Annotated in this window: 19 protein-coding genes; 13 read left to right on the top strand and 6 right to left on the bottom strand. The window is 33.3% G+C overall.

The features are described 5' to 3' along the window. Positions 1 to 2 precede the first annotated feature (2 nt). Positions 3 to 1,304: a thymidine phosphorylase gene (locus tag H0Z29_08945; GenBank protein ID MBO8131625.1), complete on the top strand. Its 1,302-nt coding sequence runs from the start codon at positions 3 to 5 to the stop codon at positions 1,302 to 1,304. Between the two features lie 33 nt (positions 1,305 to 1,337). Here H0Z29_08945 and H0Z29_08950 read toward each other — a convergent pair whose 3' ends face one another. Then, positions 1,338 to 1,925, bottom strand: coding sequence for an HD domain-containing protein (locus H0Z29_08950; GenBank protein MBO8131626.1), 588 nt, complete (start codon positions 1,923 to 1,925; stop codon positions 1,338 to 1,340). A gap of 96 nt (positions 1,926 to 2,021) precedes the next feature. Here H0Z29_08950 and H0Z29_08955 point away from each other — a divergent pair, with 96 nt between their 5' ends. From H0Z29_08955 to H0Z29_08965, 3 genes are read left to right on the top strand one after another with little or no spacing between them, the layout of a single operon-like run. Further along, a complete protein-coding gene (locus H0Z29_08955) occupies positions 2,022 to 3,065 on the top strand; it encodes a type 2 isopentenyl-diphosphate Delta-isomerase (GenBank protein ID MBO8131627.1) in 1,044 nt (347 codons plus the stop codon). A gap of 3 nt (positions 3,066 to 3,068) precedes the next feature. Then, positions 3,069 to 4,160, top strand: coding sequence for a hypothetical protein (locus tag H0Z29_08960; protein ID MBO8131628.1), 1,092 nt, complete (start codon positions 3,069 to 3,071; stop codon positions 4,158 to 4,160). Between the two features lie 42 nt (positions 4,161 to 4,202). Then, positions 4,203 to 4,871, top strand: a complete 669-nt coding sequence (locus tag H0Z29_08965; GenBank protein MBO8131629.1) for a LysM peptidoglycan-binding domain-containing protein — start codon at positions 4,203 to 4,205, stop codon at positions 4,869 to 4,871. 379 nt (positions 4,872 to 5,250) lie between these two features. Here the strand turns inward: H0Z29_08965 and H0Z29_08970 are convergent, their stop codons facing one another. Next, positions 5,251 to 7,347 (bottom strand): S9 family peptidase, encoded by a 2,097-nt coding sequence (locus H0Z29_08970; protein ID MBO8131630.1) that lies wholly within the window; start codon positions 7,345 to 7,347, stop codon positions 5,251 to 5,253. Positions 7,348 to 7,612: 265 nt separating this feature from the next. Between H0Z29_08970 and H0Z29_08975 the strand changes: the two genes are divergently transcribed. Beyond that, complete coding sequence (locus H0Z29_08975) at positions 7,613 to 9,031, top strand: hypothetical protein (GenBank protein ID MBO8131631.1); 1,419 nt, start codon at positions 7,613 to 7,615, stop codon at positions 9,029 to 9,031. A 3-nt stretch (positions 9,032 to 9,034) separates the two neighbouring features. On the opposite strand, the gene H0Z29_08980 is transcribed toward H0Z29_08975, so the two are convergent. The 4 genes from H0Z29_08980 to H0Z29_08995 all read right to left on the bottom strand — a co-directional run bounded on the left by H0Z29_08980 (position 9,035) and on the right by H0Z29_08995 (position 13,170). After that, on the bottom strand, positions 9,035 to 10,267 hold the full coding sequence (locus tag H0Z29_08980) for a serpin family protein (protein ID MBO8131632.1): 1,233 nt from the start codon (positions 10,265 to 10,267) through the stop codon (positions 9,035 to 9,037). Position 10,268: 1 nt separating this feature from the next. Continuing rightward, a complete protein-coding gene (locus tag H0Z29_08985) occupies positions 10,269 to 10,472 on the bottom strand; it encodes a hypothetical protein (GenBank protein ID MBO8131633.1) in 204 nt (67 codons plus the stop codon). A 330-nt stretch (positions 10,473 to 10,802) separates the two neighbouring features. Continuing rightward, the gene (locus H0Z29_08990) at positions 10,803 to 11,399 is read right to left on the bottom strand and encodes a hypothetical protein (protein ID MBO8131634.1); all 597 of its coding nucleotides are present in this window, start codon (positions 11,397 to 11,399) and stop codon (positions 10,803 to 10,805) included. A gap of 253 nt (positions 11,400 to 11,652) precedes the next feature. After that, complete coding sequence (locus H0Z29_08995; protein MBO8131635.1) at positions 11,653 to 13,170, bottom strand: right-handed parallel beta-helix repeat-containing protein; 1,518 nt, start codon at positions 13,168 to 13,170, stop codon at positions 11,653 to 11,655. A 353-nt stretch (positions 13,171 to 13,523) separates the two neighbouring features. Here H0Z29_08995 and H0Z29_09000 point away from each other — a divergent pair, with 353 nt between their 5' ends. The 8 genes from H0Z29_09000 to H0Z29_09035 are packed head-to-tail and all read left to right on the top strand — an operon-like array spanning position 13,524 to position 20,651. Beyond that, entirely contained in the window at positions 13,524 to 14,555 is a 1,032-nt protein-coding gene (locus tag H0Z29_09000) for a 4Fe-4S dicluster domain-containing protein (protein ID MBO8131636.1), read from the top strand. Between the two features lie 2 nt (positions 14,556 to 14,557). Continuing rightward, positions 14,558 to 15,385, top strand: coding sequence for an FAD/NAD(P)-binding protein (locus H0Z29_09005; protein ID MBO8131637.1), 828 nt, complete (start codon positions 14,558 to 14,560; stop codon positions 15,383 to 15,385). Then, positions 15,382 to 15,885, top strand: coding sequence for a 4Fe-4S binding protein (locus H0Z29_09010; protein ID MBO8131638.1), 504 nt, complete (start codon positions 15,382 to 15,384; stop codon positions 15,883 to 15,885). Before H0Z29_09005 ends, H0Z29_09010 begins: the two co-directional genes overlap by 4 nt. After that, the gene (locus H0Z29_09015) at positions 15,882 to 16,808 is read left to right on the top strand and encodes an NADH-quinone oxidoreductase subunit H (GenBank protein MBO8131639.1); all 927 of its coding nucleotides are present in this window, start codon (positions 15,882 to 15,884) and stop codon (positions 16,806 to 16,808) included. Before H0Z29_09010 ends, H0Z29_09015 begins: the two co-directional genes overlap by 4 nt. A gap of 3 nt (positions 16,809 to 16,811) precedes the next feature. Next, a complete protein-coding gene (nuoB, locus tag H0Z29_09020; protein MBO8131640.1) occupies positions 16,812 to 17,231 on the top strand; it encodes an NADH-quinone oxidoreductase subunit NuoB in 420 nt (139 codons plus the stop codon). After that, positions 17,224 to 17,658 (top strand): NADH-quinone oxidoreductase subunit C, encoded by a 435-nt coding sequence (locus tag H0Z29_09025; protein ID MBO8131641.1) that lies wholly within the window; start codon positions 17,224 to 17,226, stop codon positions 17,656 to 17,658. The genes nuoB and H0Z29_09025 overlap by 8 nt, the downstream gene beginning before the upstream one ends. Next, on the top strand, positions 17,655 to 18,833 hold the full coding sequence (locus H0Z29_09030; GenBank protein ID MBO8131642.1) for a nickel-dependent hydrogenase large subunit: 1,179 nt from the start codon (positions 17,655 to 17,657) through the stop codon (positions 18,831 to 18,833). Before H0Z29_09025 ends, H0Z29_09030 begins: the two co-directional genes overlap by 4 nt. Next, a complete protein-coding gene (locus H0Z29_09035; GenBank protein MBO8131643.1) occupies positions 18,834 to 20,651 on the top strand; it encodes a hypothetical protein in 1,818 nt (605 codons plus the stop codon). It begins immediately after the preceding gene. Positions 20,652 to 20,659 lie beyond the last annotated feature (8 nt).

The raw sequence follows: 20,659 nt of genomic DNA on the forward strand, positions 1-20,659 counted from the left end.
ATATGGATCCAGTAGAATTTATTGAAGCCAAAAAGGAGGGCTTAGAACATAAGCCTGATGAGATAAAAGGATTCATTGCTGGATATGTCAGGGGAGATATTCCTGATTACCAGATGGCTGCCTGGCTGATGGCTGTAAATTTTAATGGAATGACCGATGAAGAAGTGCTGGCACTTGTTGAAACAATGATAGAATCAGGTGATAGGCTTGATCTTTCAAATATTGAAGGTATAAAAGTGGATAAGCACAGCACTGGGGGTGTGGGCGATAAAGTATCGCTTATACTGGCGCCTCTTGCTGCTTCCTGCGGGTGTATTGTGCCAATGATTTCTGGAAGAAGCTTAGGACATACGGGAGGTACATTGGATAAATTAGAAAGCATTCCTGGAATGCGAGTAAATCTTACAAAAGAAGAATTTATAAATCAGATTGAAAAAATTGGCGTTTCGATGATTGGTCAAACTGAGGAACTTGTCCCTGCTGATAGAAAAATGTATGCACTCCGTGATGTTACTGCTACTGTTAAATCAATACCTTTAATATGTGCAAGTATTCTAAGTAAAAAAATAGCTGAGGGAATTGATGCTCTCGTATTGGATGTAAAGACAGGAAGTGGCGCTTTTTTAAAGGAATATGCATTAAGCAAAAAGCTCGCATATAAGCTAAAAAGTGTAGGAGAGAAGTTTGGGCTGAAGGTTCGTGCTGTCATTACCGACATGAATCAACCGCTGGGTAGTACGGTAGGGAATTGGTTGGAAGTGGTGGAATCAATTGATGTCTTGAAAGGAAATGGACCACGCGATCTTGTGGAAGTTACAGTTTATTTGACCTGTTGGATGCTTATATTATCAAACCTGGCTTCTGATATCAAAACTGCAGAGGAAATTGTGTTGGAAAAATTGAGAAATGGATCAGCCTATGAAAAATTCCTTGAAATAGTAAGCAGTCAGGGTGGTGACGTAAGTTTCATTGAAAATCCACAGAAATATAAGAAAGCGAAAGTTATTAAGGGTGTTAAATCTACAAAGTCTGGATATGTTATTTCGATAGATACAGAAAGAATCGGTAAGTGTGTGTTTGAGCTTGGTGGGGGGAGAAAAAAAATTGAGGATAAAATTATGCCGGAGGTTGGGCTGGAGGTAAAGGCAAAGATTTCTGATTATGTACATAAAGGAGATGTTTTGTGCATAGCGCATGCTAATTCTGAAGAGAAATATCAGAGAGTCAGTGATATGATTTTATCATCTTTTGAAATTTCACAGCAGAAAACATCTCAGCCGCCTCTTTTTTATGAAACATTATAATTTAAAACATTGGTAACCTATAAAGGCTGTAATTTATCTTACCGGCAGAAACTCGATTTCCCTTTTGAATAGATAGCAAAAAAGTTCAGAATTCTTATAGGCTAATATTAGCTCTTCATCGATGCTGAAATCGCTTCTTAGGTAAACGGTTATAGTAGTGGTTTTAATGTCACAGGTAAGGTCTCTGATTGAACTTCGATGAGTTTTATCAAGACCATTAGCTATTCTAAGGATGGATGCTAGTCTTAGAACAAGGAGTTTATCTTCTGCTGATAGGGATTTAAATTCTATACAGAAATCCGGCGGTACATTTCTTTTATGAAGACAGGCAACATAAGCTATTATTGATATTTCCTTTCTTGTGAAACCTGTTATGCCGTTTTTTAAGATAATTGATGCAGTATATAAGTGGTGATTTTTATTATTACCTGTGGCATATCCAATATCATGAAGCAATGCAGCAGCAATAAGAAAGTCTTTCGATGAGTCACCAAGATTATGTACAGGTTCCAGATGATTAAAAAGTTTTATAGAAAGTTTTTTTACCTGCTCGGAATGTGAAGGATCAACATCATATCTATCCCTTAATTGATAAATGAATAGTATTTGCTCTTCCCTCACAGAAATAGCCTTATTTCTTAATAGGTAGAATTTAAAAAAATCGTATATTCTTTAAAAAATGTTTTTTTGCAGTCTATTTATTATATTATTGTTGTTATGGGTACTAATAAGAAAATTATCCAAAAAAGAAAAATAGAGCATCTTAATATTGTGAAAGAAAAAGATATTACCTATGAATCATCATTTGACGGTTTCGATCGTTTCAATTTTATAAATAATTCTCTGCCCGAAATTGACTATGATATTGTAGATACAGGTACTGAGTTTCTCGGATACAGGTTGTCTTTTCCTCTAATAATTAGCGCCATTGGTGGTGGGGAAAAGACTGGAGATGGATTAAATAGAGATATGGCTCATATATGTAATGAATATAAAATTGCTTTCGAGGTAGGAAGTATAAGACCATTTATCGATGGTAGGATAGAATTATCATTTTTAAAGGAATTAAGGAAAATTTGTCAAAATAATCCCATAATAGCCAATCTGGGGGCAGTGCAGATTAAAAAGTATAAAAAAGATTTGCCGTCGATTCTTAATGATCTGGGATATGATTGTTTTTGTGTTCATTTAAATCCGCTACACGAGGCAATTCAGCCTGAAGGCGAGCCATATTTCTCAGGTGTTTATGAAGCACTTATTGAATTAAAAAGTACGATAGAAATTCCAATAATGGTCAAAGAAGTTGGAACTGGTATATATCCTGGTGTGGTTGAAAGATTAATGAATATTGGAATTAATTATATAAATATTGCAGGAGCTGGTGGTACATCCTGGGCAAAAGTTGAATCTGAGAGAATAAAGGATCCGATAAAGAAGGAGGTTGCAAAGGAATTTTTCTCATGGGGTATTCCTACAGCTGAAATTCTTACTGGATTAAAAGAGGTATCGAATGAAATTGTTATAATTGCAACCGGGGGTATAGATTCTGGAATTAAGTTTTCTAAGGCTTTGGCATTGGGAGCATATCTTGCTGGTGGGTCAAGAATATTTTTACAAAAATGGTTCGAAAATGGGAGAAAATCAGTAGAACAATTGATTAAAATATGGAATGAGGTTTTGAAAATTTCCATGTTCTGCACGGGTTGTAAGAATATTAATGAATTTCGCGGAAATGATAACATAATATTCAGGAGAGAATAGAAAATGTTAAAATTCAAAAACGTATTTACTTTTTTCATTATCCTGATAATTTTTTCATTTATTTACGCAAAAGATTCCTTAGTTAGGATAGCTATTTTGTATACAGGTACCTTATCTGGTGAAATTGAATCATGTCCTACTTGCAGAAGAATTGCAAAAACTGGCGGTCTTGCCCGTAGATTTACAGCCTTTAAAAAATATGGTAAAAAATATGATTACAAATTAATACTAGATGCTGGAAGTATTTTTTGCGTTGGGGCTGATGTTAATAAAAATGTTAATTTGATTCAGAAGAAAGCTAAGCTTATTTGTCAGATTTATGATCTTTTGGAATATGATATTTGTAATTTTGGTGGATATGATTTGATATTACCTTCAGATTTTATCAAAACATTAAACGATAGTGTTAATTTTGAGTTTATTTCCTCTAATATCGTAGATAAAAATACTAGCGATCTGGTTTTTAAACCTTATACTATAAAAACTGTTAGTGGGATACGAATTGGAATCATAGGTGTAAGTTCAAAGTTCGGGTTTGAACCGAAGGATTATATAATTCTTGATCCTGTTGAATGTATAAATAATGTATTGAGTGAGGTTAAAAATAAGGTAGATTATATTATTTTACTTGCAGATGTGACAAATGATGATCTTATGAAAATCGCAAATTTATCAGATATTGATCTTATATTACGAGCTGGTAGTATAATTTATAGAAATTATCTAGAAAAAGTAAAAAATTGTTTTGTTTCCAGTGTTGGGGATAGGGGTAAAAAATTTGGTATTATTGAACTTAACATTAAAGATATTAGAGATGAGTTTATAGATGTGTCATGGATGAAATTAAGAATTGATAATATAGATAAACAGATTAACAAATATCGTAAAAATCTGGAAAAGGCTAATAGTACAAGGGCTTCTTCAGGTGTTATTGAAAGGTTAAAAGAAGAAAAGAGGGAACTTGAGGATCAGTTAAAACTAAAAAGAAACTGGTATGAGTTGAAGCTGATTACTCTTGATGATAAATTTAATGAGAGCGAATATATTAAAGAAATGATTAAAAATTATAAAAATAGCCTTGATAATGTTCGATAGTTTTTTGAAATTATCTTCGGAACTTATTGAAGGAGGTGAATTATGAAAAAATTATATTTAATGATAACGATTATTCTTTTTTCAATGTTAATAATGAACTGTGGTAAACAGGCTGTTAGGGAGGAGCAAGTTTCAGAAAGTCAGGTCGTACAGCAGGGAGAACAACTACCTGATACGACAATAAAAGAGGCAGAAACATTACCCACAAAAGTCGAAACAACCATGGTTGAAACTACCGCTGTTGTTCCATCATATCCTACAGAAGCAGAGACATCAAAGATTCAGGAAAAAGAAGGCAAATTAGAGGAGGTATTGGAAGTAATAACACCTGGCGATAGCATTGATGTTATGTATATGGTGAGACCAAACGATTACTTAATAAAAATTGCAAAGAATGAGTACGGCGTGGCATGGATGTGGAGACAAATTTATAAGTGGAATATTGATAAAATAGGAGATAATCCAGATTTGATATATCCATTTAATGAATTTTTACTTAAAAAACCCAAAGATAAAGCAAATCCTGTTGAGTATGATTTTTACGACTATGTTGTAAAATCTGGAGAGACACTCTGGTCAATCGCAGAGAAGGAATATGGGAATAATTACGCATGGATAGTGATTTTACATGATAATGCTGATAAACTGGATTTTGATCTTCGAAAGTTGCAGCCAGGAACTGTACTTAAATTAAGAACAAGACTCTGGTAATAGATTAAATAGTGAGATTAATCATTTAACAAATTGCATGTGAAAAATCGGGATAGCTGTTAGGCTATCCCGATTTTTTTATTATGGCATAAAATCTTTTAAGATATATTGCGTTGCGTCAGTATTGATATATTTTTATTTTGCAAAACTATTATAACAGAATCATCTACTTTTTCAATCTTCGTCAGTTTTTATGTTTTTTGAAACATGAGGAAGTATAAAAATGAAATTCCTCTAAATAGTGTCTGGTTGGGATATAGTTTTGTGTCATAAGATAGTTTGCTAAAGAATTAAATATGAAAAAATATTTTTTAATAGCGCTGAGATTTGTATATGTGCATGATGATGGAGTATACTGTACCTGACCGCTATAAATCCTTTAGAATTTTATTATTTGATCTATTTTGAAAATTTCATTATAAATTAGCTCTTCCATACTGAAAGGTGCTGGTTTCCCTCCAAGAAATTTATGAAACCAATAAAGATGAGCATTATAATATAAAGGCATCGATTTCAGATAATCGGGCCAATGGCCGTCATTTTTAAATACTATAAGTTCAGAGGGGACACCCATCTTTTGCAAAGCAGTGAAGAATTGCAGGCTTTGGGTATACGGTACTCTATAATCCTTTTCACCTGTTATAACTAGGCACGGGGTTTTAAAGTTTTTTGCATACGATGATGGGCTCCATTTTTTATATATTTCAGGACTTTCCCAGGGTGCTCCGGCAAGTTCCCATTCAGGAAACCAGAGTTCTTCTGTTGCTCCATACATTGATACAAGATCATAGACTCCCATCATTGCTACAATTGCCTTAAATCTATCTGTATGACCTTCAAGCCACATCATCATATATCCACCATATGACCAGCCCATAGCACCTAATTTATCTTCATCAATATATGGTAGATTTGCCAGCGAATCTACCACTTTCATTATATCTTCGCAAACTTTTCCACCCCAATCTTTTGAAATAGCTTCAACAAATTTTTGTCCATATCCAGGTGAACCATGAGGATTGCAGAATGCCACAGCGTAGCCGTGTCCAGGATAAATTTGCCAATCACCTCTAAAACCGTCATACCACATCTGTTGTGGACCGCCATGAACATTTATAATTAGTGGATATTTTTCATTTGGGTCAAATCCATAGGGAGTTATCAGCCAGGTTTGTATTAGCTTGCCTTCAGCTCCAGGTATCCAAAACTCTTTTGCCTGTCTTAGATCATATTTTTCTTCTATTTCTTTATTAAAAAAAGTAAGCCTTTTAAAACCTTTGCCATTAGAATTAATTCTATATAATTCATAGGGTTTGTTAATGGTACTTCTTGTGAATATGAAGTATTTTCCGTCAGGGGTTAAAGATAGGTAACGTAATGTTTTTACATCAAATACTTTTTCTATTTTACCTGACTCTATATTCACTTTATAAACTGGGTAATGGCCCTTTTCCTCGACAGTAAAATAAATATGCCTGGAATCGGGTGACCATACATAGTCATCAACCCAGTTATCGATTTTCCCCTCGCTTAAAATTTTACTTTTGCCAGTTTTTAAGTCGCAAATGGCAAGCCTGAATAAGTCACTTTCATATCCGGGAGTCTTCTGTGTCTTGTATGCTATATATCTTCCGTCTGGTGAAAATAGAGGTTGACCATCCCACGCTCGATTGTTTTTTGTTATATTTTCTGCTTTTCCTGTTTCTATATCTACCAACCATAAGTCTCCGTTGGTAGAACAAGCTTGATTTTTATCATGATTTGATACGACACAGATTTTCTTGTTATCAGGTGATACATCAAGATGGGTGCCGCTAAGTGCGAACATGGGGGCGTCGAATTTCCATGGGGTCAGGTTGATTGCTGTATCTTTTTCGATATCATAGATAAATACATTTTCATATTGTCCGTCTCGATATTCATCCCAGTGTCTGTATAGAAGTTCTTTTGTATAGTGTGCCTGTATAGGACCATTTTCCATTTTTTCTCTTTTCTCTTTACTGCATTTTAAACAGTTACCACATTCGGGGAAAATTTTTGTGGAAAAAATTATTTTTCTACCATGATCAACTATATGAATGTTTTTAAATCCATTTAATTCAAGATTTGTAATTTGCTGAGGTTCTCCACCATCAATAGCGATTTTCCAGAGTTGAGTACCATCATTTCTTGTTGAAAGGAAATAAATATGTTCACTATCGTCGGACCAGATTGGACTGTAATCAGAAGCTTCGTTATAAGTTAATCTTTTTAATTCTTTTCCATCAATTGAGATAATGTATATATCGGCATTTTTCCTAGATTTGTATAAATCATACTCTGTGACTACAAAAGCTATCCATTTCCCATTAGGGGAAATTTCCGGACTGCTAATACTTTTTAACTGGTATAATGCATCAATAGAAAAAGGTGCTTTTTCAGCATAAGAAAAGGTAATTAGTAATAAAATGATCACTGTTAGAAATAATTTTTTCATGGCTCAACCCTTATTTAAAAAATCAGTTATTGTATAAATAAGATGAGAAAAATTCAAGTTAATTTTTTAATTTGTTAGAAAATGAATGTTTATTTCTTAATTATTTATTACTATCATTATATAGTAATATGGGATTATAAACGATAGGTTTGATCTTGTTTAGGATTAATCTGCCATTGTTGTAAATCAATTATTTGCTATATTTCTTTTATCAGTCTAATTTCAAAAGATATTTAATTTATTATAAAAGTGAAAGTATGAAACCATGGTTAGCCGCACCTGGAGGAATATTCCTCAAGAAAAAGTAGAAGAAATAAAAGAGTTATTACTATGTAATAGTGGAGAGAAAATAGACATAAAAAGTGATTCCGAGTTATGGCGAATAAAAATATTAAATGCAATCTATATAATGTATAGATCCCGGACACTTTATAGAACTCCTTCGGAAGAAAAGTTTGTAATTGAATTAGATAAAACGGTAGATAATATTTTAGGCAATACGGATATTATTGAATATGAATATTTTATTGGTCTGGATGAGACGGGGAAAGGTGAAGTATTTGGAAATATAGTACTTGTCGGGGTTTTGATACCAGTTGAAATAAAAACTGAATTATATCATGTAATTGGGTCAGCTGATACGAAAAGTAATCATCAATACGAATACTGGCAAAAAATATATGATAGGATTATGATGTATGGAAAGGATAAGGTTAAATATTCTGCTTTTGAAATTTATCCTGCGCTTATTGATGAGTATAATTTGAATCAATTGATGGATGTTTTTTACACAAAAATAATCATAGACCTTTTAAGGAAAGTTGAAATTAATAAAACAAAAATAATAATTGATGATTATGGTGTCGGTGAATTTTTAAAAGGCATATTAGCAAAAATTAATTCAAATGTTGTAATAGAAAGACAGTCTGAAGACAAATATATAGAAACAAGACTTGCATCAATTATTGCTAAAACGATTCAAACAAAGAGAATAAGAAATATTTTTTCCAAAAAAGAATATCATATTGATGAGATAGGTATTCCAAGCGGTAATCTCAGTGATAAAAAAACAATTGAATGGTTAAGAAAATGGCATGAGAATTATGGTGAATTTCCATGGTTTGTCAGGAAATCATATAAAACAGTGAGAGAGATAGAGAAAATACAGGGAAAATTGATAAAAAAATCACCTACTCTCTGTTTCGATATGGTATTTAAGCCTGATTTAAAAGAATTTTTAAACAGGCAACAAGGAAATCATCAATTAATCGTAAAATGTTCACATTGTGGAGGCACAGTTTCGCTTTTGTTTTTAAAATCAGTAGATGATAAAAAGTTTGAGTATATCTGCGCTCTCAGTGATTGTGGTGGAAAAGTAGACTGTTTGGAAATACTTTTATTGTTTTATTTTGATTATGTCTTAATTGATATAGATAGAAAAAAAATTAGCATAATTTCACAATTAATTAGGAATCAGCAATTTCCGGCTGGGCTTAAGCTGATAATAAACAATTATGCATACAAAGCTATGAGGGAACTTGAAGAGATTGTAAAGCCAGATTTGATAAAATATGAGATTATGAATGACGAGAGATTTAATTACAATAATACTATTCTGTTAACTGATAAACAGGACATAAAAAACATTAAAAATTTTGGTTTCCTTATAATTTTAAGTAATTAATTGTCAGGTCTCCTCTGGTATTTCAATTACCTTACCTATAAACAGGATAGCTCCTGTTAGCTTTTCGTAAATTGCGAAGATAAAGGGTCTGTCAACATTTATGTATATTAATTTCTCTTCACCTAATCTATAAAATTCAACGATTGTAGAGGCACTGGCTTCTGTTCCCTGTTCATTAACCTCAATGAAAGTGTTATGAATTACCCTGCTTATCCAATAACCTGTTTTGCCAAATATTTTCGTAAAATCAGCTTTATAAAAGTCAAAACATATACCCATTCCGAGGTTTTTTAATGCGTCATTAAGGAGGGAATTATATTCCAATTTCATCCTTGGCATTTTTAACAATACCGAATCTTCTGGAATTTCGAGGTTATTAATGATTTCATTCCATTTTTCAATTGTAAAATTTTCCGAAAAGGTATTGATATCGGTCGAACAATCGGGCAGTATAATAATCATATAAAATTTTTCATCATTATATGGTAAACTTATTGCTGTGTACTGATCAGTAAGATTGATGGGGAACTTATTTTTTTGTGACATCATTTTACATTTTATAGCTTTATTGTTAATAGAAAAGAAATAACCTGGTTTAGTGTTTGATTCGTCAAATTCATATTTCCATATCCCTTTGTAATATAATGTATTAATTAAATACAAAACTGCAAGAGGTGGAATTCTGTCAAGGGCGTTCTTGATTGTGCCATGTGTGTTTTCATATATCCAGTTATTTATTGAATCTAATGAATTTGGATCATTAAAATCTATTTCCCTATACTCAGCGTGATAATATTCCTGACATAAGTTTACAAATGATTGTAATATTGGAACAGGTATATGCTTCCATATAGAATTAGCAATTTTAATTATAGTTTCGGTATCAAGATTTGAAAAGTAGTCTAAAAGGTTTTTAAATGCTATGTTAATTTCCTCATCGTTATAATTTTCGAAATCAAGTACCTTTCTCATTGAGTCTTTCGTAGCACCATTGGCTCCATTATATGCCATAGCTAGTGGGATAGCAACGCTGAGTGGGGAGATAATTACGTTAGAGTCTGGTGAATTTCTGGAAATTTCTCTGAAGAGTTTGAGTCCAAAAGTGTTAGCATTGTAGGCAATTGATATTTCATTTGTTGTGATTTTTATTGAAGGCTCCCCCGAGTTATCGTTTACTGTCTGACATGAGAAGATTAAAGATAATACGATACAGCTTATTAAAATTTTTGTTTTCATTTTAATTTCCTCCTCTAATATTATGGCTTTTTTTAAATATTGATGTTCTTCTGGTTATTTCTACTATCTTTTCTGCAAATAGAATTGTTTTTGGGTTAATATCATAGGTAGCAAAAATAAATGGTCTATTAGTTTTAATGGTGAATATATCTAATCCACCAGGTAATTTAGCAGTGTGATGAATATATATAGCGATTGCAGTCAAAGCTTTAACACCTCACTTGTTAACATCGATGTAAGGTTTATGTACCTTTTTCAATATAAGGCTATCTATCATAGGAAAGTTGGCTTTAAATAAATCGAGGGTAATTTCCATTTCCATCTCCTTTAGGATATTTTCCAAATATTACTATACCCGGTTTCAAATTTAAATTTCGGGACATAGAATGCTATGTTTTTTTTGTTCAATAGAGTTAAGAAAGCTTATCTGTGAGTCTGTAATCGGGTTATCAATAACTGAGTCTAATTTTATATCTATTTTATGAAGGATGATAGTCATGTCAAGTTATTCATTACCACAAGGAAGATTGATGGCTTAAATTTTATTGCCTTCATAATATAGAAATTCATTGTTCTGATACACCATCTCACAAGATTGAGTGATTCCACCAAATTTATGAAATTTATTTATTTTCATGGGTGCATCAGGGGAGGAGAAATCTAAATCTTCTACTTTAGCATTAAAATACTTTTTGCCTGTATTCTCGAAGTTCTTGAAGACATTAAATCCTATTTTATACCAGACTGAGTTTGCAATCGAAAGAGACACACTGTTATCCAGGTATATTAAGTAGTACATTAAATTTTTATATGATTGATTGATTTCATCAATTGATAGTTCACTAAATTTCAAAGTGTCCCTCATTGCTTTTTCTGTTTTATCGTTTGATTCATTATAGGTCATACCAAGAATATAGTAAATGCTTATTGGTGAAATAAAAATATTCTCTGAATTAATGCTATTTGATATTTCTTTGAAAAGTTCTAATCTAGATTCGTTGGAATTTTCCGTCAGGTTGATTTCTTGAGGCGAGAGTTCTATGTTTTGATTTACAGGTTCATCTGAAGCTTTATAAAATGACAGAGATATTATTAGTAATTGAAATATCACTATTAGGTATATCTTTTTCATGCTTTCATTTATATTTACGATTTAATATATATTGTATGTTTCAAAAAATCAATAGGTTAGCGCCAATTTCTACTTTATAAAGATGGGATTATTTCAACAATAACATCTTCTTTCTTTTAATTAATTTGTTATCAATGGTTATTCTTTAAAATATATTCCGGTAAGAAAAAGTATAATCATTAAAATGAACTATGTAATGATTTGCTTCTTTATATTCGTTGATTAGTTTGGGCAATTATTCATACAAATATTTTTACTTATTGTATAAAACTTTTTTGATGTATATTTGATTGTTAATTTCTAAAGTTATTAAGTAAAGTCCCGAGGGAGTATTGTGATCTGGATACCATATCGTATTATATTTGCCCTTTGTTCTATATTCTGAAGTTAAAATTTTTATACTTCTTCCCAATATATCGTAAATGATTAGATTTACTTTTCCTGGCTTTTCCAAAAAATACTCTATGATGGTGGAAAAGTTAAAAGGATTGGGATAGTTATTTAATATTTCTTTATACTTTATATAACCTTCATTCAGCGCTATTTTTGTTTCATAATTCGTTTCGATAGCTCCAATATCTGGAGCATAACCGTGATATTCAATACCTACATCTACCCCTGCGTCGATTAAGTCACTTTCTGGTGATGGCTTTAAAAAATCTATGTCAGGTAGGCTTCCGTCTTCTTTTCTTGGTTTTTCAAGATCAGACGTACTGAGACTTGTAAAATCATCATCTGATAGGTGGATACCTCCAGTCCAGCTGTTTGCTGATTGGATGGCAAAATTACCCAATTCTACTTTTCCGTTGTAGGATAGGCAGTTCTTGATAATAAGTTTGTTACCTGAATCGAGTTCCTCTTTTATTCTATAGTTAGATTTAAGATTGCCATAACTAGAGCAATTATAGAGTGTCATTGAACCTCTATTATTATTTTGATCGAATCCTTTGTTTTTATTGTCAGCTGCAATACATCTAATCAGTGTGAAATGATACCTTAACTTATTACCACCCATTTTAAACCCATTGCCGTCACCGTTTTCTGGATTTGTTCCGTCTTTAAGCCACCCATTCTTAAAACTCCAGCAATTTTCCAATGTAGCAGATACACCAGTCGTACTACGAAGGTATCCATCCCATCCGTCGTCGCAATTTCCCCAAGCTCTGCATCCATAGAAGTAATTGCCTGTACCGACATCGAGCTTAGGAGCAAATCCGTCGGCATCTTCATAATCTGGTGGGTCGGCATTGTAGTAGGAATCGCAGTTTATGAATTTGTTATATGAAGCTCCATGTCCAAGTTGAACTCCAGAATCATTGTTATCATGGAAAGAGCAATTTTCAATAATATTGCGAGAACCATCGTCAATGTATAAACCGTTATCCCCTGCACCTTTTACTTCAAGCCCTCTAATATGCCAGTAGCTTCCTTTCAAAACAATTCCACGTGATCCAAAGCTTTCACCATAAAAATCTAATATTGGTTTTTCATTCTCATAGGCAAAAATATGAAAATATCTTTCCTGAACACCACTTTTTTGGATATATAATGTATTACTATAGTAGTAAACTCCATTGCGAAGGTAAATTGTATCGCCAGGGTTAGATATAGATATTGCTTTGGTAATTGTTTTAAATGGGCTATTAATTATACCTTGGTTATTATCATCGCCAGAGGGAGAGACAAAGACTTCTTTTGCATTGATGCATATTGAAGATAATATAAGTAAAAAAGCTAATGTGAGTTTTGCCGATTTGAGATTATAATACATAATTCCCCTTAGAAAAAATCGAGGTGTAATATCGGTAAAAATGCAGTCTAATTCCAATTAAATTTTTTAAAAGGTTTAATTTTTATTTAAATTGATTTACCAAAAGTTATTCATATCTATATTATTTTATCCAATTAATTTTTCTTAAAGTTGAGAAATAAATTCTAAAAAAATTATCAGTTTTTAAAAAATATTTTGTATTGTAATCTTGAAGAGTATATATTTCGCCGATTGGCATAGGAATTGAAACTTCATTATTCTGATGATAATAACTGTTTGCGGTAGTAGACTAAATCTAAAATTCATTGATTAAAAAATAAGTCGGATAAGAAGTCTAAGTAATTGGGGGTGGTATGCTCGTAAAGATTAAAGACTTTTTTGCATTTTTATATCTATGCAAGGAGAAAAATATTCTGGATGTTACAAGTGTATTACTTCCTGCAAATTCGGGAAATGATGAATTATTTTTAGATGAGCTTGCAAGCGATGGCGATTATATTATAGATTCATATAGACCTGTTGATCCTATAAAAGTTATCTTTTATCGAATAAGAGAGAGGATTTATCCTGAGGAGGAAGTAAAAGGCAAGAGGATAATTCTGGGTGTAAAGAATTGTGACCTGAAGGGACTACTATTGCTGGACAAAGCACTTATAAATGATGATTTTGTTGATCCAGTTTATAAAGAATGGCGTGATAACACGATTATAATAACGAGCGATTGTTTGCAAATAACCGATACCTGTCATTGTAACCTTGTCGGGGGTAAGCCTTATTCAGAGGAAGGTTATGATATCAATTTATCGAGAGTAGGAGATAGCTACTTTTTAACTATTGGAAGTGGAATTGGTGAAAAGTTTGTAAATGAGATGAAAAAAGTGATAAAACCTGTCACATATAGTGATGAGATTTTGAAATTGATTGAAAGTAATAGAAAAAAAGTGATGAGTAAACTTGAGGAACAGAACAAAGAATTTGAAAGAAAACCTGATTATGATAAACTTGAGAAAGCTGATATAGAGACATGGATAGTAGAGTCTAAGGATTGTGTCGGATGTGGTGGTTGTAACAATATCTGTCCCACCTGCTATTGTATAATAATTAATGATGAATCTGATGATAAAGATTTCATAAAAGTAAGGTCTTATGACTCCTGTCAATTGACCGGTTATGCACGAGTTGCAGGAGGTGCAAATCCGAGACCGAAGATATATCAGCGTTTTAGAAATAGATATCTGTGCAAATTTCTTTATATGAAATATAATTTTGATCTTTTAGGTTGTACAGGTTGCGGAAGATGTATAGATGTGTGTCCTGGAAATATAGAATTTAGAGGTGTTGTTAAAAGAATTATGGAAAAAGAATTAAGTACTCAGGAGGTATAGATATGCAGGCTAATAATCCATACAAAATAACTCGAGCAGAAGTTACAGATATAATAGAAGAATCTCCCACAATAAAGACATTTCATCTAAAGCCAGAGGTTCCAATTCCATTCAAGACCGGGCAGTTCATTCAGTTCTCAGTAGCAGGGATAGGGGAAGCTCCATTTACGCCATCCTCACCTCATCACATCAGTGAAGAGATGGATGTGACAATAATGAAGGCTGGTTTTGTTACCGAACATATCCACAATTTAAAAAAAGGTGATATAGTTGGTGTAAGGGGGCCATTTGGTACATGGTATCCTCTGGATAAATTTAAAGGGAAAGATATTTTAATAATGGGTGGTGGTGTAGGGATGGCGCCTACCAGATCATTATTTCTTACTTTATTAAATGATTTAGAGAATTATAACAGTATTACATTTTTATGTGGAGCACGGTCTCCTGAAGATATGATTTATAAATATCAGATAGATGAATGGAGAAAACACAAAAATGTTAGGGTATTGAGAACTGTTGATAGAGTATCTGATGGACAAAGCTGGGATGAAGATGTTGGGCTTGTTACCAAGCTACTTGAAAAGATTGATATAGATCCAAAGGGCAATCCTGTGGTAGTTTGTGGACCCCCAATAATGATGAAATTTGCCACCATGGACCTTATAAGATACGGTTATACTCCCGATAATATTTATCTATCTATGGAAAAGAAAATGTATTGTGGTATAGGTCAGTGCAGGCATTGTGTAATGGGAAAATATTTTGTATGTAAAGATGGACCAGTTTTTACTTATGAAACGATAAAAAATGAGGAGAATATTTGGGAATGAAGAGATTATTAATTGATATACCGAAGTTAATTGAATCAGGTAAATCGGTAGAAGATATTAAATGTGAATATTTTTATCACAGAAAAAATCCGGGGCATTTTTCGTTACTCGAGGTGGCAGAATTTGCGGTGTATTGCAGACAGTGTAAAGAGGCTTTTTGTGTGCTTGCATGTCCAAAGGAGGCTTTAGAAAGAACGGAATATGGTTTGATAAAAAGATACAATATGCGATGTGTGGGTTGTAAAAGTTGTGTGCTTGCATGTCCTTTTGGAACAATATTCCCCGATGTCATTAATTACATTACTGCTAAGTGTGATTATTGTTTAAAACAGCTGGAAAAAGATGCCGAATACCAACCTCTATGCGTAAAAACTTCTCCTGACGGTTCACTTCAGATGGTGGATATTGAGAAGGAAGATCCAGAAAATTACATTTTCTTTTATGGAGAACATTTAGCGATCAAAAGCAGAAGTTGGCGACATAAGGAGGAAAAGGTATGAACTGGTGGTATTTGTTTTATCTTCTTGTTTTCCCGGGTCTGATTTTTACGGCGGTTGTAGGACTACTTGTCGGGTGGATTGATAGAAAAGTCTCTGCAAGAGTACAATTTCGTGTTGGACCTCCTTTATTTCAAAACTTTTATGATTTTATAAAATTACTCGGAAAAGAAACGATAATAGTTAGGAATAGTTTAAAATCACTGTTTGTACTTTCACCTTTAATAGCGTTTGCAACGTTTGTTCTTGTTTCCACGATCGTAGGAGTACCATTATTCTTCGGTGAAAGTTTTTATGGTGATATATTTGTTGTTATGTATTTATTAATGATTTACTCTGTAATGGTAATACTCGGTGGAGCATCGACAGGGAATGTTTACTCAAGCCTTGGTGCTGGCAGAGAAATAAAGTTACTGCTAGCAGATGAGCTTTCATTCATTCTGGTATGTCTTATCCCAATAATCAAATCGGGATATAAAATAAAATTAGAGGAAATAGTAATTGCACAGTCATCTGTTCCTTTTATTGCTTCTGTATCGGGTGTAATTGCATTTATTTTTGGGATTTTGTGTATTCAAGCGAAAATGGTTTTACCTCCCTTTCATATACCAGAAGCTGAGACTGAAATTGTCGAGGGACCATTTATAGAATACTCAGGTCCTCTTTTAGGTTTCTGGAAATTGAATCAGTTTATGATGTGGGTATTTTACCCTTTTTTGCTAATCCTATTATTTCTTGGGGGATATAATTCTAATGGTTTAGGTCTTTTGTGGTTTATTTTAAAATATATCGGAATAGTGGTATTAATGATATTGATAAAAAATACCAATCCAAGAATTAGAATTGATACTGCTATAAAATTTTTCTGGCGGCTTGCTACGCCGATCGTTTTTATTGGTGTTATACTCGCTATATATGGGGTTTAAAAAATGAGTTGGTATACAAAAAAATTAGCAAAATCCATATGGGTGTTTCATGTAAGTGCATCACCCTGTAATAATTGCGATATTGAAATACTTAGTTTGTTGACTCCGAAGTATGATGTTGAAAGGTTTGGTATAAAATTGGTAGGTTCCGTCAGACATGCCGATGCACTTCTTGTAACGGGTATAATGAATAAAAAAGTCGCTCCAAGAGTTAAGTATATTTATGAGCAAGCTCCAAAACCTGTTTTTGTTATTGGAGTTGGAAGCTGTCCAGCGTCAGGTATCATGTTCAGAGACAGTTATAATTTCCCTGCCCAAGAAATGGAAGAAATTCCTTTTAATGTATATATACCGGGCTGTCCACCAAAACCAGAAGCTATGCTTGAAGGTATTGTAAAACTATTGGAGGCACTTAATGGGTAAAGATATTTATGAAGAATTTAAAGCAAAGTTTGGTGATATTATCCATGTAAGAAGAGAGAAAAGTAATCGATTGTACTTCTTTGTCCCTGAAAAGAATTTGCGTTCGGTAGTTAAATATATTTTTAATGAAATTGGTTGTAGGCTGTCAACTGCTACAGCTCTTGAACGTCCTGATGGTTTTGAAGTTATTTACCATTTTTCACATGATAAAACAGGCAAGTACTTTTGTCCAACGGTTTTTATTTCAAATAAAGACCAGCCTTCTATGAATTCCATTACTCCAATTGTAAAAGGTGCTGAATGGATTGAGAGAGAAATAATGGAAATGTTTGGAATACGGTTTAAAGGACATCCGAGGCCTGAGAAATTGCTTATGCTCAATAATCCTGGTAATTTGGACAGGCCATTAAGAATAGGAGGAAAGTGATGGAACGAGTTATTCCCGTTGGACCTTTTCACCCGTTGCTTGAGGAAGCAGAATTTTTTACTTTGAAGGTTGATGGAGAGTATGTTGTCGATATAGATATCGAGATAGGTTGGTTGCATCGTGGTCATGAATTTATATCTGAACAAAAGACCTTTACTCAATCAATATATCTTGTGGAAAGAATTTGTGGAATTTGCTCCACTTCCCATCCCATTGCGTTTGTGCATGCAGTTGAGGATGTAGCAGATATTGAAGTTCCTGTAAGAGCAAAAATAATTCGTACCTTAATTGGTGAGCTGGAAAGAATCCACAGTCATCTTCTATGGATAGGGCTTGCTGGTCATTTTATAGGATATGATACTGTATGGATGTGGGCGTGGAAATACAGGGAGCCAGTGCTTCAAATGTTTGAAATTATATCAGGAAATAGAAATCACTATGGTATGATGAGGATTGGTGGAGTAGGAAAAGATGTGGAGCCTGATTCCATTAGTGATCTTGAAAAAATATTAAGTAGTATAGAGAAAAAAATGTATATGTTTGCAAAAGTTGTAAAGGATGATCCTGTATTAAAATCAAGGTTAAAAGGTGTGGGTGTATTGAAAAAGGAAGATGCAATAGCATATTGTGCTGTTGGTCCAACGGCTCGTGCCTCAGGAGTTGCGATTGATGTTCGAAAAGACGAACCTAGGGATGCTTATGATATGGTAAATTTTAATATTATTGTTTTAGAAAATGGTGATGTGTATGATAAATTTGTCGCAAGAGTATTGGAAGTTATTGAATCAGCTAAAATCTGTAAACAATGCCTTAAGCTTTTAAGAAAGGAGAAGGGTCCTGTTTTAAACAATGTCAAAGAGATACCACCTGGTGAAGGAATTGGAAGATATGAAGCGCCTCGTGGAGAGGTGCTTCACTATGTCCGAACTGACGGTTCAAATAGAGCTGTTAGACACAAAGTTAGAGCACCGAGTTATGCAAATATCCCTACTTGCAAAGCTAGCTGCATAGGGATTCCTGTGGCTGATGCCTTAATTACCACTGCATCTATAGATCCATGTTATTGTTGCACCGAGAGGTCTGTAAAGATTGTGGATGAGAAGAATAGAGAGTTGCATTTGGATTTATTAAAATTATCATGGGAGAAAACAGAGCGAATTCGGAGGGGATTATAAATGCAATTTAATGAGCTCAGCTTATTAGTATTAATACCATTTTTGATAGGTCTGGTGAATATATTTATACCTGTATTTCTTAGAAAGTTATTAACTCTTGCGTGTATGATATATCTAATGGTTTTAACTATTGGAATTTTTGGAAATGAAAATATAACTGTTAGATTGATGAACATTGATTTACTGCGTGTGGACAGGCTTGCCTATCTTTCGTTGATATTCATTCAGATACTGGGTTTAATCATTTTAATTTTTAGTCTTACAGGTGTGGAAGGTGTAATAGAAAAGAGATTTTTTATTTTATTTCCCCTTACTGTATCTTTTTCTAACGGAGCAGTTTTGAGTATAAATGGATTGTCTTTTATAATTTTTTGGGGTCTATCCGGGGTAGTACTTTATCTTTTTGCATTACTTGGTACAAAAAGCGGAGCGCCATCCTCGGCAAAAAAGACGTTTATGATTGTTGGCGCAAGCGATTCAGTTTTGATTCTTGGATTTTTGTTGTTATGGTTTTTGGAACCGTCGAGCTGGATGAAGCTATGGGATATTAAAATGGAACTTGCAGGTGAGCTTGCCTATCTCTCATTTCTATGCTTGATGATTGCCTCATTCACAAAGGCAGGAGGATTTCCCTTTCATACATGGGTACCGGATTATTGTACAGATTCACCGATTGAGAGTTCTGCACTTTTACCAGCGAGTATTGATAAACTATTGGGTATTTACCTCCTTGCCAGAATGGTGTTGAATTTATTTATAATGAATACAGCTATGTCATTACTTTTGATGACTCTCGGTGCAATTACTATTATTGTAGCTGTAATGATGGCGATGATTCAGCATGATGGGAGAAGACTGCTAAGTTATCATGCAGTGAGTCAGGTAGGATATATGATACTTGGTGTAGGTAGTGGTAGTATATTGGGTTTTGTAGGGGGCTTATTCCATACAATTAATAACTCTTTATATAAATCTGGATTATTTCTCTCATTGGGAGCAGTTGAAAAAAGAACTGGGACGAGTGATCTGGACAAGCTCGGAGGCATCGGGAGAAATATGCCGATAATATTTATTTCAGCACTTTTTTGCTCTTTTGCAATCTCAGGTATACCACCTTTCAATGGGTTCTTTTCAAAATGGATGATTTATCAGGGAATTATTGAGATGAGCTCAATATCTGTGTCTGGTTATCAGATATGGTTACTAATTTTGCTTATTATGGCAGTATTCGGTAGTGCTTTGACACTGGCAAGCTTTATGAAATTTCTACATTCAGTATTCCTAGGTGTCCGACCAAAGGCATATGAAAAGATTAGAGAAGCTAGTTTAAATCAATGGATAGCTACCCTTACAATCGCACTTATATGTTTAGCTTTTGGTATATTTGCTAATCAACTGCCCATTAGATATTTATTTCTACCTATTCTTGAGAAAACAGGTATTCGATCGCCGAATTATATTGGCCTATATAATCCCATTTTTCTTACGATATTGTTTTTAATTCCATTTTTGATTGGTTTTATAATATTTTTAGTTGTGAAAAATGTACGGCTGGATGATGTATATCTTGGCGGTATGAAACCATCTGAAAAGTTCAGAATAATTGGTACTGAATTTTACAATGAAATAAGAAGAATGCAGCCTCTTAAGAGTCTGTATGACTGGGCGGAGAGGAAATACTTTGATATATATGATCTTGGGAAAAAGATTTCATTTTCTATCACAAAACTATTGAAATCTATTCATTCAGGACAATTACAACTATATAGCTTATGGATTATGATTGGGTTGTTAATTCTTTTGTACATTGTTTCTTAAAATTTTGG

Source organism: Candidatus Neomarinimicrobiota bacterium (genome assembly GCA_017656425.1).
GTDB lineage: Bacteria > Fidelibacterota > UBA2242 > UBA2242 > B5-G15 > JACDNV01.

What these genes read in the sequence shown, in the direction of transcription:
- H0Z29_08945 (MBO8131625.1), top strand. Translation starts at nt 3, where the DNA reads ATGGATCCAGTAGAATTTATTGAAGCCAAAAAGGAGGGCTTAGAACAT.
- H0Z29_08955 (MBO8131627.1), top strand. Translation starts at nt 2,022, where the DNA reads ATGGGTACTAATAAGAAAATTATCCAAAAAAGAAAAATAGAGCATCTT.
- H0Z29_08960 (MBO8131628.1), top strand. Translation starts at nt 3,069, where the DNA reads ATGTTAAAATTCAAAAACGTATTTACTTTTTTCATTATCCTGATAATT.
- H0Z29_08965 (MBO8131629.1), top strand. Translation starts at nt 4,203, where the DNA reads ATGAAAAAATTATATTTAATGATAACGATTATTCTTTTTTCAATGTTA.
- H0Z29_08970 (MBO8131630.1), bottom strand. Translation starts at nt 7,347, where the DNA reads ATGAAAAAATTATTTCTAACAGTGATCATTTTATTACTAATTACCTTT.
- H0Z29_08975 (MBO8131631.1), top strand. Translation starts at nt 7,613, where the DNA reads ATGGTTAGCCGCACCTGGAGGAATATTCCTCAAGAAAAAGTAGAAGAA.
- H0Z29_08980 (MBO8131632.1), bottom strand. Translation starts at nt 10,267, where the DNA reads ATGAAAACAAAAATTTTAATAAGCTGTATCGTATTATCTTTAATCTTC.
- H0Z29_08990 (MBO8131634.1), bottom strand. Translation starts at nt 11,399, where the DNA reads ATGAAAAAGATATACCTAATAGTGATATTTCAATTACTAATAATATCT.
- H0Z29_08995 (MBO8131635.1), bottom strand. Translation starts at nt 13,170, where the DNA reads ATGTATTATAATCTCAAATCGGCAAAACTCACATTAGCTTTTTTACTT.
- H0Z29_09000 (MBO8131636.1), top strand. Translation starts at nt 13,524, where the DNA reads ATGCTCGTAAAGATTAAAGACTTTTTTGCATTTTTATATCTATGCAAG.
- H0Z29_09005 (MBO8131637.1), top strand. Translation starts at nt 14,558, where the DNA reads ATGCAGGCTAATAATCCATACAAAATAACTCGAGCAGAAGTTACAGAT.
- H0Z29_09010 (MBO8131638.1), top strand. Translation starts at nt 15,382, where the DNA reads ATGAAGAGATTATTAATTGATATACCGAAGTTAATTGAATCAGGTAAA.
- H0Z29_09015 (MBO8131639.1), top strand. Translation starts at nt 15,882, where the DNA reads ATGAACTGGTGGTATTTGTTTTATCTTCTTGTTTTCCCGGGTCTGATT.
- nuoB (MBO8131640.1), top strand. Translation starts at nt 16,812, where the DNA reads ATGAGTTGGTATACAAAAAAATTAGCAAAATCCATATGGGTGTTTCAT.
- H0Z29_09025 (MBO8131641.1), top strand. Translation starts at nt 17,224, where the DNA reads ATGGGTAAAGATATTTATGAAGAATTTAAAGCAAAGTTTGGTGATATT.
- H0Z29_09035 (MBO8131643.1), top strand. Translation starts at nt 18,834, where the DNA reads ATGCAATTTAATGAGCTCAGCTTATTAGTATTAATACCATTTTTGATA.